Here is an 11,745-nt window from a genome sequence, read left to right as displayed (position 1 = left end):
GGAAACTAGGCAGCCCGCCCCCCGCCTGCAAGGGTCAGCCCGCCAGATACTGCGCCTTCAACACCCGCCGCAGGATCTTGCCCGAAGCCGATTTCGGAATCGCCTCGACCACCCGAATTTCGCGTGGGCGTTTATAGCTGGCCAGTTGCTCGGCCAGAAACGGCCCCAAAGCTTCGACATCAAGGTTGTGGCCCGCGCGGGGCACCAGAAATGCAATCGGCCGTTCGCCCGCCTGATCGTCGGGCACGCCGATCACGGCGGCGTCGGAAATGTCGGGATGGGCCAGAAGATCGGCCTCCACCTCTGCCGGGGCGACCTGAAAGCCGGAAACCTTGATCAGTTCTTTCAGCCGGTCGCGGATCGACATCTGGCCATCGGCATCAAACGCCGCCAGATCGCCGGTCTTCAGCCAGCCATCGGGCGTCAGGGTGCTGGCCGTTGCCTGTGGCGCGTTGTGATAGCCCAGCATGACCTGCGGGCCGCGCACCCACAATTCGCCCTCGGCCCCCGGTTCGGCATCCTGCCCGGTGACCGGATCGACCAGACGGCATTCGGTATTGGGCATGGTCAGGCCCACCCGACCGGCGCGCGGATCAGCTTCCGGCACGATATGGCTGACCGGGCTCATCTCGGTCATGCCGTAGCCTTGGATCATCTTGCAGCCCAGACGCGCGCCCACCGCCGCCGCAACCTCGCCCCCCAAGGGGGCAGCACCCGACATCAGCACCTCGACAGAGGACAGGTCATGCTGTTCAACCAACGGATGCTTAGCCAGCGCCACCGCCACTGGCGGCGCGATCAGGATCATGCGAGAGCGGTGGCGCGCGATATGTCCAAGAAACGCCTCCAGATCAAAGCGCGGCATGCAGACAAGGCCAGCCCCCCGCGCCAGAAAGGCGTTCATCAGCGTGTTCATACCGTAAATGTGGAAGAACGGCAGGAAGGCGACCGACATGTCACCGGGCCGGATGTTCAGCGCAACATGGACCTGATCGACATTCGACACCAGATTGCGATGCGACAGCCGCACCCCTTTTGGTAGGCCGGTGGTGCCCGAGGAATAGGGCAAGGCCACCGCATGGGTGCCAAAATCAACCGGAACCTGCGCCGTCAGGGGGCTGGCCAGCAGATCGTCAAGGCAGGCATGACCCGGCGTCGGCGCAAAGGTGACCACCTCTGACACAGCCGTATTATGCAAAGCCGGTGCCACCACCGCCAGCAAACCCGCATGCGCAAAGACCAACCGCGCGCCGCTGTCGGCCAGTTGGTGCTGCACCTCAGGCGCGGTATAGCTGGGGTTCAGCGTTGTCACGGTCGCGCCGGCATAGGCGATGGCGTGAAAGACCACCGCAAAATCGGGGCAGTTGGGCGCAAGGATCGCCACCACATCCCCCGGCCCGATACCGCGCGCCTGCAAGCCGCCGGCAAGGCGGCGGATGCGGTCCTTCAGGGCCGCAACCGTCAGCTCTGCCCCCGTCGGCCCGTCGATCAGCACCACCCGGTCGGGCGTGTCGCCCATGCCTTCGAACAGGCGGTCGGTAATGCTTTGGTCGCGCAGCCGGATGTCCGGCAGCGGGCTGCGATAAATGGTCATGCGGGCCTCCCATCGGCCGCCCCCTCCGGCGGCCATGGCAAAGGGTGTCACACCAACCTGCCCCTGTCAGCCCCGACCTTGCGGCACTATTCCGCAGCGCGTGCGCTGGGGTTGTTGGGATGGGTGGTCCAGTTGGCATAATCGCCGACCGGGCGGTCGGTGCGCGGGTCCAGCCAGCCCTTGGGCTTTTCGACCATGGTGATGCAGTTTTCCACCGGGCAGACGTTGACGCACAGGTTGCAGGCCACGCATTCGTCATCCTTGACGGTAAAGGTGCGGTCCGCGCTCATGGCAATCGCCTGATGGCTGGTGTCTTCGCAAGCGGCATAGCAGCGGCCGCATTTGATGCAATCATCCTGCGAAATCTGCGCCTTGGTGGTGTAGTTCAGGTTCAGGAACTGCCAGTCGGTCACGTTGGGCGTGGCCTTGCCCACCAGATCCGTCAGCGCCATGCCCTTGTCATCCAGATATTGCGACAGGCCGCTGATCATCTCTTGCACGACCTTGAAGCCATAGGTCATCGCCGCCGTGCAGACCTGCACATTTCCCGCCCCCAGCGCCATGAACTCTGCCGCGTCGCGCCAGGTGGTGATGCCGCCGATGCCGCTGATCGGCAGGCCGTGGGTTTCGGGGTTGCGCGCGATCTCGGCCACCATGTTCATCGCGATGGGTTTGACCGCAGGGCCGCAATAGCCGCCATGGGTGCCCTTGCCGTCGATCATCGGTTCGGGCGAGAACGCATCCAGATTGACCGAGGTGATCGAATTGATCGTGTTGATCAGCGAAACCGCATCGGCCCCGCCACGCTTGGCCGCCTCGGCCGGTTTCCTGACATCGGTGATGTTGGGCGTCAGCTTGACGATGCAGGGCATCCGGCTGTGCTTTTTCACCCAGCGCGTGACCATTTCAATATATTCGGGAACCTGCCCCACGGCAGACCCCATGCCGCGTTCGGCCATGCCATGCGGGCAGCCGAAGTTCAGCTCGACCCCGTCAGCCTCGGTATCTTCAATGCGTTTCAGGATGTCTTTCCAGCTATCCTCATCGCAAGGCACCATCAGCGAAATGATCAAGGCCCGGTCGCGCCACTTGCGCTTGACCTCCTTGATTTCCTGAATGTTCACCTCCAGCGGGCGGTCGGTGATCAGCTCGATGTTGTTCAGCCCCAAAAGGCGGCGGTCGGCCCCCCAGATCGCGCCATAGCGCGGGCCAGAGACGTTGACGACCGGCGGCCCCTCGCTGCCAAGGGTCTTCCACACTACCCCGCCCCAGCCCGCCTCATACGCGCGCTCCACGTTGTACTTCTTGTCGGTCGGCGGGGCGCTGGCCAGCCAGAACGGGTTGGGGGATTTGATGCCGACGAAGTTGGATGTCAGGTTTGCCATATGCGTCTCCTTGCGGCGGCTCAGCGCCGGTCAAAAATCATCTCGACCGGGGCGATGTCGCCCGCAGCCACGGCCTTGATCATGTTGGCCACCTTGACGGGCGCCGCAGGCCCCATGATCAGGGGCAGTCCGACGCCGGGCGGACCTGCCTTTGCCAATCGCTCCTGCATGGCGGCAAAGAAGGCGCGCGCCACTTCGCCCCGGTCACGACGGGCGCGCAGGGTGAAACCGGCCGCAGAGGCAGCGCCCAGATAGGTGTCGGGTGTCGCCAGGAACGAGGTTTCCGGGCCAGATGACCATGGCACCGGAAAATCGGGATGCGTTCCGAACAGCATCACGTCATAGACAGCAAAAGTTCCGCCGGGACGCAGCACCCGCGCCGCCTCGGCAAAAAGCCGGGATTTATCGGGCAGGTTCATGCCAACATGCAGCAGGGTCGCCAGATCGAAACTGGCAGGATCGAACGGCAGATCAAGCGCACTGCCAACCATGAACTTGGTAGACGATCCGACTGCCGCCGAAAGACGCTGCGCCGTCTCGACGAAATCGGGGGTCAGATCGACGCCGGTGACCTGCGCGCCATAGCGTGACGCGATCAGCCGCGCCGGCCCCCCGATGCCCGAGCCGATGTCGAGAACACGGGTCTGCGGACCTATCCCGAGCTGGTCCAGCAAAGCGAGTGTCGCCTCAGCACCGCCGATATGAAACTCATCCACGGCCTTTAGATGTTCGGCGGTGACATCCGCCCCCGCCACCCCTTGGGCTGCAAGCGCCGCAAGGATACGATCATACAAAGGCATCCCGCCATAGTCGGCGTAGTGCGATATGACCTGTGCTTCGGAATTGCTCATTGTCGCGACTCCCTTGAAGGATTTCCGTCAGGTCATCAGACTAGCATGAATGTCTTCCGCCGCATTGCGGCCTTCGGCGACGGCGGTGACGGTCAGGTCTTCGCCGCCCGTGGCACAATCGCCCCCGGCCCAGACGCCCGCAATGCTGGTGCGGCCTGTGGCATCGACAGCGATCTTGCCGCCATCAAGCGCCAGCCCCTCGGGCGCGCCGGTCAGGGTCTGGCCGATGGCCTTCAGCACGGTGTCGGCCTTCAGGCGGAAGGTCTCGCCGGTCTGCTTCAGCCCTTGGGCAGTGTCTTCGGTATAGGCGAATTCAATCTCGGTAACCGCACCGTTGCCATGCACCGCGACCGGCGCGGCGTGGGTCACAATCCGCACCCCTGCACTGGTCGCATGTTCCTGTTCGTACCCAGAGGCGGCCATCTTTTCCTGCCCCCGGCGATAGACGATGGTGACGTTTTCCGCCCCCAGCAGTTTTGACTGCACGGCAGCATCGACGGCGGTCATGCCGCCGCCGATGACCACCACATCACGCCCGACCGGCAGGGAGGAGAGGTTGCCGGACTGACGCAATTCGGAAATGAACTCGACCGCGGGGCGCACATTCGCCTTGTCCTCGCCCGGCGCGCGCAGGGCGTTGACCCCGGCCAGACCGATCGACAGGAATACCGCATCATAGTGCTTTTGCAGATCGGCCAGCGACAGGTCACGGCCAAGCGCCTTGCCGGTTTCAATGCGGATGCCGCCGATTTTCAGCAGCCAATCCACCTCGGCCTGGGCAAAGCCATTGGTCGTCTTGTAGGCGGCAAGGCCGAATTCGTTCAGGCCACCGGCCTTGGGCCGGGCGTCGAACACCACGACCTCATGCCCCTTCATCGCCAGCCGATGCGCGGCGGATAGGCCCGCAGGCCCCGCGCCGACCACCGCCACCTTTTTCCCCGTCGCCTTGGCGCGGGCAAAAGGATGCACGCCCTTGGCCATCAGCGTATCGGTGGCAAAGCGCTGCAAGCGGCCAATCTCAACCGGCTTGCCTTCGGCGGTTTCGCGCACACAAGCCTCTTCGCACAGGGTTTCGGTGGGGCAGACGCGGGCGCACATGCCGCCAAGGATGTTCTGGGCGAAAATCGTCTTGGCCGCCGCCTCGGGTGTACCGGTGGCGATCTGGCGGATGAACAGCGGAATGTCGATGCTGGTCGGGCAGGCCGTCATGCAGGGCGCATCATGGCAGAAATAGCAGCGGTCGGCTGCCACATGCGCCTCGTGGCGGTCCAGCGGCGCCTCGTGATCATGGAAATTCGCGGCAATGGCCTGGGGCGACAGGCGCCCCGCCACCACGCCGGGGGTCAGCGGGCTGTTGGTCATCATACCTCCGTGGCGAGCGTTTGCTTGCTTCTGATTGCCCTCAGCGTGGCATGGGTCAAATTTTTTATCAAACGGTAAATTTTGGAAATCTGCCGCCGGGTCAGCGAAAACCGCTTATGGGCTTTTTTCCTGGGTGGCGGTGCCGTATATGTGGGCAATCCAACGGGGCGCGGGACAGCGAAGCCCCGACAAATGACGCCATTAGAGGACGGCATGAGCAAAAACACTTCGGACGCGGATGTGGCCTTCATCTCTGCACTGGCAGAGCTGCTGAACAAGAACGACCTGACCGAGCTGAGCGTGAAGCGTGAATACGCCGAAGACGACAGTCTGGAGGTGCGGGTGGTCAAGCAGTCGAACGTGGTGACCGTGGCTGCCGCAGCGCCGGTGGCCTATGCCTCTGCCCCTGTTGCGGCCCCTGCCGCAGCCCCCGCCGCGCCGGAAGACCCCGCCCAGCATCCCGGCGCCGTCACCTCGCCCATGGTCGGCACCTGCTATCTGGCAGCCGAGCCGGGTGCTGCACCCTTCGTGACCATCGGTGCCACGGTGGCCGAAGGCCAGACCGTGCTGATCATCGAAGCGATGAAAACGATGAACCACATCCCCGCCCCGCGCGCCGGGACGGTAAAGCGCATTCTGGTGTCTGATGGCACGCCGGTCGAATACGGCGCCCCGCTGTTTATCATCGAGTAAGCGCATGTTCGAAAAAATCCTGATCGCCAACCGGGGCGAGATCGCCCTTCGCGTGATCCGCGCCTGCCGCGAGATGGGGATCAAGTCGGTCGCGGTGCATTCCACCGCCGATGCCGATGCGATGCATGTGCGCATGGCCGACGAATCCGTCTGCATCGGCCCGGCCCCGTCTTCGGAAAGCTATCTGAAAAAGGCGGCCATCATCTCGGCTTGCGAGATTACCGGCGCGCAGGCGGTTCACCCCGGCTATGGCTTTTTGTCGGAAAACGCCAGTTTCGCGCAGGCGCTGGAAGATCACGACATCACCTTCATCGGCCCGACGGCGGACCATATCCGCATCATGGGCGACAAGATCACCGCCAAGGAAACCGCCAAGGCGTTGGGAATTCCTGTCGTACCGGGGTCGGATGGCGGGGTGCCCGATTTTGAAACCGCGCTGACCGTTGCGGCGGACATCAAATACCCGGTCATCATCAAGGCCACCGCCGGCGGCGGCGGGCGCGGGATGAAGGTGGCCAAGTCGCCCGAAGAGCTGGAGATTGCCTTCCGCACCGCGCGGAGCGAGGCGAAATCCGCCTTTGGCAATGACGAAGTCTATATCGAGAAATACCTGCAAAAGCCGCGCCATATCGAAATTCAGGTCTTCGGCGACGGCAAGGGCAATGCGGTGCATCTGGGCGAACGCGACTGCTCGCTTCAGCGCCGCCACCAGAAGGTGTTCGAGGAAGCCCCCGGCCCCTGCATCACCCCCGAAATGCGCGCCCAGATCGGCAAGGTCTGCTCTGACGCGATGAAAAAGCTGAAATACATCGGCGCGGGCACCATCGAATTCCTGTATGAAGACGGCGAGTTTTATTTCATCGAAATGAACACCCGCCTTCAGGTGGAACATCCCGTCACCGAAGGTATCTTTGGCGTCGATCTTGTGCGCGAACAGATCCGCGTGGCGGCTGGCATGGATATGTCGTTCACGCAAGATGACCTTGAGATCAACGGCCACTGCATCGAGGTGCGGATCAACGCCGAAAAGCTGCCGAACTTTGCCCCCTGCCCCGGCAAGGTGCGGATGTTCCATGCACCGGGCGGGTATGGCGTGCGGATGGATTCTGCACTTTATTCCGGCTATTCGATCCCGCCCTATTACGACAGCCTGATCGGCAAGCTTATCGTGCATGGCCGCGACCGGCCAGAGGCGCTGGCCCGGTTGCAGCGCGCCCTGTCGGAACTGATCATCGATGGTATCGACACCTCGATCCCGCTGTTCGACATGCTCTTGGCAGAGCCGGATATCCAGTCGGGGGATTACAACATCCACTGGCTGGAAAAGTGGCTGGCCGAAAAGTTCGCCTGACCCTTCGCGGCGCGGCCCAACCGCGCCGCCGCAAAATCCTTTAAGGATTTTGGCTATGGCCCAGACCATCACCCCAGAGCTTTTGCTTAAGGCCTATGCCATGGGCCTGTTTCCCATGGCAGAAAGCCGGGAATCCGCCGACCTGCGCTGGATTGATCCTGCACGCCGCGGGGTGTTTCCGCTCGACGGGTTTCACATCTCTCGTAGCTTGCGCCATGCGATTTTGCGGGCGGACTATCAGGTTACGGTGAACCGCGATTTTGCCGGCGTGCTGGCGGCCTGCGCCGACCGGCCTGAGACATGGATCAACCCGGAAATCACCCGGCTTTATCATGCGCTGCACGGGATGGGCTTTTGCCATTCGCTGGAAGTGTGGCGAGAGGGCGCGCTGGTCGGCGGGGTTTACGGCGTGGCAATCGGCGGGGCGTTCATGGGGGAATCCATGTTCAGCCGGGCCACGAACGGGTCAAAGCTGGCGCTGGCCTGGTTGATGCACCGGCTGCGGGCGGGTGGCTTTACCCTGTTTGACACCCAATTCCTGACGCCGCATCTGGCCAGCCTTGGCGCGGTGGAAATTCCGCGAGCCGCCTATCATGCAAGGCTGGAACAGGCCGTGGAGCGGCAGGCACAGTTCGAGCCGCCGGGCTATCAGCCGTTGCCGCCGTCGGTTGCGGCCCCGTCTTCGGCAGGCTGATCCTCTGGCGCGGCGGGCACGTCGGGCAGTACCCGGTCCGGCACATCGCAGCGCATCACCCAGACGTCATAACGTGGATGATCCAGTGCCGACAGCGCAGGCGAGGACGCAACCATCCAGCCCTTGAACATCGGCTCTGGCTGCGAGGTGTCGCGGATCGTCAAATGGGCCGAGGCGTCGGCGGTGGGGTTGTCGGCCGGATAGCGGCAGGCATCAACCTGAACCGTCAGGCGGCCCACGGTCTGGGCCTGCCCATTTTCCAGCGTCAGATCGGTCACCTGCCCCGTCAGCTTGTCTAACAAACGCAAACGGGCACCAGGGGCATCGGCGGCATTCTGCGCCAGCGCAGCATTGGCCAGCAGGGCAAGGGCCAGGCCAAGGGCGACCTTCACGGTGCTGCCCCGGTATCGGCGGCCTTGTCATCCTTGTTGCCGCCGACGAACTTCATCAACAGCGTGATCAGGCTGACCGCCCCTTGCGTATCTTCGATCTCATCCCCGGGCGACAGGTTGTCAGGCGACCCACCGGGCACGATTTCTACAAAATTGCCACCCAGCAGCCCCTCGGAGGAAATCAGGATCGCGGAATCCGTTGGCAGGTCGATGCCGGTCTGCACCGCGACCGTGGCATCGGCGAAAAAGGTCTTGGGGTTCAGCGTCAGCGCGCTGATCGTGCCAACCTTCACCCCCGCCAGCCGCACATCCGATCCGATCGAGATGCCTTCAACCGAGCGGAAGGACGCTTTGAGCGGATAGGTTCCGGCAGAAGCCGACAACCGGCTGCCCCCGGCGGCGTAAATGGCAAAAGCCAGCGCTGCGGCCAGAACCGCCGCCCCGGCCAGAATTTCGGCACGGTTTTCAGCCATTATTCCGGCGCCCAAGCCTCATAATCCGCACGGTCGACGGGCACATCACGGCGGATCGAACCGGGAGGGGCATAGGCCGCAACCGTGCCGGTCAGGTTTTCCTGATGCGGCTTTTCCCAAGTCTTGTGCGCCAGCGGAGCCTTGGTCGGCGGCTGGTCCCAGGTGAAATGCAGCCAGCCGTGCCAATCGGGCGACACGCGAGAGGCTTCGCTCTCACCATTATAGATCACCCAGCGGCGCTTGGCATCGCGGGTCTGATAGAACGTGTTGCCCTGATCATCCTCGCCGACCTTCACGCCTTTGCGCGCGGTCCAGATCTGCGTGCCCAGCGTCTGGCCGTTCCACCAGGTCAGCAGGCGAAGAAGAAATTTCATCGGGGCCTCCGCAGTCGTTTGCTCTGATATGGCTGAAAGGTGGGGCAAGGTCCAGAGGGTGCGCCATGGGCAGGGCCGGTTTTCGCCCGCGACGGAACCGGCTGCCTTCACCGTATCAGCGGGACAATGGAGAGAGACATGATCCGATCTACCGGAACCTATACCAGCCCCAAGGCATCGCAATATCTGCAACAGTTGTGCAAGCACTTTGCCCACAAGACCGAGGTCAGTTTTGACACCCACCAAGGCCAGATCGCCCTGCGCACTGGCCCGGTGTCACTGGCCACGACGACAGATCAGCTGATTGCCACCGTGACTGCCCCGGATGCAGAGGCGCTGCCGCAGGCGCAGCATGAGATCGACAAGCATCTGGCGATCTTTGCCCACCGCGAAGGGTTCGAGACACTGGCTTGGCAAAACCCGGTTCAGGCATGAAAAAGGCGGGCCAAAGGCCCGCCTTTTCCCAATCCAGTCCAAAGGATCAGCCCGCTGCGGCGGGTTCCTTCTTTTTGGTTTCGGTGTGAACGATCAAAGGCTTGGCGCCGTTGTTCACCGCCTCTTCGTTCACCACAACCTCGGCCACGCCCTCCAGCCCCGGCAGTTCGAACATGGTATCCAGCAGGATGTCTTCCATGATCGACCGCAGGCCGCGCGCCCCGGTTTTCCGCTTGATCGCGCGTTTGGCAATCGCGGTCAGCGCGTCGGTGGTAAAGGTCAGCTTGACGCCTTCAATGTCGAACAGCTTTTGATACTGCTTGACCAGTGCGTTCTTCGGCTCGGTCAGAATGGTGACCAAAGCGCCTTCGTCCAGATCGTTCAGCGTTGCCAGCACCGGCAGACGGCCGACAAATTCCGGGATCAGGCCGAACTTCAGCAGATCTTCCGGCTCCAGCTCTTGGAACAGCTCGCCCACGCCGCGCGAATCCGGGTCTTTCACATCGGCACCAAAGCCGATGCCCGACCCTTTGCCACGCTGCGCGATGATCCGCTCCAGCCCGGCAAAGGCACCGCCGCAGATGAAAAGGATGTTCGTGGTATCCACTTGCAGGAATTCCTGCTGCGGATGCTTGCGGCCCCCTTGCGGCGGAACGCTGGCCACGGTGCCTTCCATGATCTTCAACAGCGCCTGCTGCACGCCCTCGCCCGACACGTCGCGGGTGATGGAGGGGTTGTCCGATTTACGCGTAATTTTATCAACTTCGTCGATATAGACGATGCCGCGCTGCGCCCGTTCGACGTTGTACTCCGACGCCTGCAACAGCTTGAGGATGATGTTTTCAACGTCTTCACCGACATAGCCCGCTTCGGTCAGCGTGGTCGCATCGGCCATGGTGAAGGGCACATCGAGAATGCGGGCCAGCGTTTGCGCCAGCAGGGTCTTGCCGCAGCCCGTCGGGCCGATCAGCAGGATGTTCGACTTGGACAGTTCCACCTCACCCGATTTGCTCGAATGGTTGAGGCGTTTGTAGTGGTTGTGAACCGCCACCGACAGCACGCGCTTGGCGTGGATCTGACCGATGACATAATCATCCAGAACCTTGCAGATATCGCGCGGGGTCGGCACACCATCGGTCGATTTCAGGCCGGTGGTCTTGGTTTCCTCGCGGATGATGTCCATGCACAACTCGACGCATTCATCGCAAATGAACACGGTCGGGCCTGCAATCAGCTTGCGCACCTCATGCTGGCTTTTGCCGCAGAACGAGCAGTAGAGGGTGTTCTTGCTGTCACCGCCAGTATTCGTCGCCATGCCTACCTCTTTGTCCCCGGCAGGGGAGTGTTGCGGAGGATTCTAGGACAAGCCCCGATCCTCCACAATGCAAAAACCATGTGACAGCCCCGACCCGGCAAGACCGGGCCGGGAATGCCTTATTTCGCCTCGTCAGCCTTGCCGCGATTTTCCAGAATCTCGTCGATCAGCCCCCAGGCCTTGGCATCTTCGGCGGACATGAAATTGTCGCGCTCCAACGCCGCCTCGACGGTTTCATAGGAGTTGCCGGTATGCTTGACGTAAATCTCGTTCAGGCGCCGCTTGAGCTTTTGCGTCTCTTGCGCGTGAATCATGATGTCGGTCGCCTGGCCCTGATACCCGCCCGACGGCTGGTGAACCATGACACGGCTGTTCGGCAGACTGAACCGCATGCCTTTTTCGCCGGCTTGCAGCAGCAGCGACCCCATAGAGGCCGCCTGCCCGATCACCAGCGTGGAGACCTTGGGCTTGATGTACTGCATCGTGTCGTAAATCGACAGCCCGCTGGTCACCACACCGCCGGGGCTGTTGATATACATCGAGATTTCCTTGGACGGGTTTTCCGCCTCAAGAAACAGAAGTTGGGCGCAGATCAGGCTGGACATGCCGTCATGCACCGGGCCGGCAAGGAAGATGATCCGTTCCTTGAGCAGCCGCGAATAGATGTCATAGGCGCGTTCGCCCCGGCTGGTCTGTTCGACCACCATCGGGACGAGCGTGTTCATATAGGTGTCGATCGGGTCGCGCATCTTGTCCTGCCTGTTGGTCTTGATGAAGGGTTAGCCGCAGATCATTGCCAGAGTCTTAGTTGCGCGCGCCGGGGGCT

General features: G+C 62.5%; 13 protein-coding genes. 4 read left to right on the top strand and 9 right to left on the bottom strand.

From position 1 onward, the window contains the following. Nucleotides 1-34 precede the first annotated feature (34 nt). From JI744_RS06230 to JI744_RS06215, 4 genes are all read right to left on the bottom strand, one after another. Complete coding sequence (locus JI744_RS06230) at nucleotides 35-1,594, bottom strand: AMP-binding protein (RefSeq protein WP_202658850.1); 1,560 nt, start codon at nucleotides 1,592-1,594, stop codon at nucleotides 35-37. 86 nt (nucleotides 1,595-1,680) lie between these two features. Next, a complete protein-coding gene (preA, locus tag JI744_RS06225; RefSeq protein WP_202658849.1) occupies nucleotides 1,681-2,979 on the bottom strand; it encodes an NAD-dependent dihydropyrimidine dehydrogenase subunit PreA in 1,299 nt (432 codons plus the stop codon). Nucleotides 2,980-2,999: 20 nt separating this feature from the next. Further along, nucleotides 3,000-3,830: a class I SAM-dependent methyltransferase gene (locus tag JI744_RS06220; RefSeq protein WP_202658848.1), complete on the bottom strand. Its 831-nt coding sequence runs from the start codon at nucleotides 3,828-3,830 to the stop codon at nucleotides 3,000-3,002. Nucleotides 3,831-3,857: 27 nt separating this feature from the next. After that, nucleotides 3,858-5,192: an NAD(P)-dependent oxidoreductase gene (locus JI744_RS06215; protein ID WP_202658847.1), complete on the bottom strand. Its 1,335-nt coding sequence runs from the start codon at nucleotides 5,190-5,192 to the stop codon at nucleotides 3,858-3,860. A 213-nt stretch (nucleotides 5,193-5,405) separates the two neighbouring features. Here JI744_RS06215 and accB point away from each other — a divergent pair, with 213 nt between their 5' ends. From accB to aat, 3 genes are read left to right on the top strand one after another with little or no spacing between them, the layout of a single operon-like run. Beyond that, nucleotides 5,406-5,885, top strand: coding sequence for an acetyl-CoA carboxylase biotin carboxyl carrier protein (gene accB / locus JI744_RS06210; protein WP_202658846.1), 480 nt, complete (start codon nucleotides 5,406-5,408; stop codon nucleotides 5,883-5,885). Nucleotides 5,886-5,889: 4 nt separating this feature from the next. After that, nucleotides 5,890-7,236, top strand: coding sequence for an acetyl-CoA carboxylase biotin carboxylase subunit (gene accC / locus JI744_RS06205; protein WP_202658845.1), 1,347 nt, complete (start codon nucleotides 5,890-5,892; stop codon nucleotides 7,234-7,236). 55 nt (nucleotides 7,237-7,291) lie between these two features. Then, complete coding sequence (gene aat, locus JI744_RS06200) at nucleotides 7,292-7,930, top strand: leucyl/phenylalanyl-tRNA--protein transferase (protein WP_236019298.1); 639 nt, start codon at nucleotides 7,292-7,294, stop codon at nucleotides 7,928-7,930. Here aat and JI744_RS06195 read toward each other — a convergent pair. From JI744_RS06195 to JI744_RS06185, 3 genes are read right to left on the bottom strand one after another with little or no spacing between them, the layout of a single operon-like run. Then, nucleotides 7,885-8,322, bottom strand: a complete 438-nt coding sequence (locus JI744_RS06195) for a DUF2155 domain-containing protein (RefSeq protein ID WP_202658843.1) — start codon at nucleotides 8,320-8,322, stop codon at nucleotides 7,885-7,887. The two genes, aat and JI744_RS06195, sit on opposite strands and share 46 nt — an antisense overlap. Continuing rightward, nucleotides 8,319-8,795 (bottom strand): outer membrane lipid asymmetry maintenance protein MlaD, encoded by a 477-nt coding sequence (mlaD, locus tag JI744_RS06190; protein ID WP_202658842.1) that lies wholly within the window; start codon nucleotides 8,793-8,795, stop codon nucleotides 8,319-8,321. The genes JI744_RS06195 and mlaD overlap by 4 nt, the downstream gene beginning before the upstream one ends. Continuing rightward, a complete protein-coding gene (locus JI744_RS06185; protein WP_202658841.1) occupies nucleotides 8,795-9,169 on the bottom strand; it encodes an NADH:ubiquinone oxidoreductase subunit NDUFA12 in 375 nt (124 codons plus the stop codon). Before JI744_RS06185 ends, mlaD begins: the two co-directional genes overlap by 1 nt. 138 nt (nucleotides 9,170-9,307) lie before the next feature. Here JI744_RS06185 and JI744_RS06180 point away from each other — a divergent pair, with 138 nt between their 5' ends. Beyond that, complete coding sequence (locus tag JI744_RS06180; RefSeq protein ID WP_202658840.1) at nucleotides 9,308-9,604, top strand: DUF2218 domain-containing protein; 297 nt, start codon at nucleotides 9,308-9,310, stop codon at nucleotides 9,602-9,604. 46 nt (nucleotides 9,605-9,650) lie between these two features. Here the strand turns inward: JI744_RS06180 and clpX are convergent, their stop codons facing one another. Next, nucleotides 9,651-10,919, bottom strand: a complete 1,269-nt coding sequence (clpX, locus tag JI744_RS06175; protein ID WP_202658839.1) for an ATP-dependent Clp protease ATP-binding subunit ClpX — start codon at nucleotides 10,917-10,919, stop codon at nucleotides 9,651-9,653. 119 nt (nucleotides 10,920-11,038) lie between these two features. Continuing rightward, nucleotides 11,039-11,668: an ATP-dependent Clp protease proteolytic subunit gene (locus JI744_RS06170; protein ID WP_202658838.1), complete on the bottom strand. Its 630-nt coding sequence runs from the start codon at nucleotides 11,666-11,668 to the stop codon at nucleotides 11,039-11,041. Nucleotides 11,669-11,745 lie beyond the last annotated feature (77 nt).

It is taken from the genome of Fuscibacter oryzae (assembly GCF_016765795.1).
Lineage (GTDB): Bacteria > Pseudomonadota > Alphaproteobacteria > Rhodobacterales > Rhodobacteraceae > Fuscibacter > Fuscibacter oryzae.
Note: the sequence above shows the minus strand (reverse complement) of the source record. Positions and strands in the feature narration are given on the sequence as shown.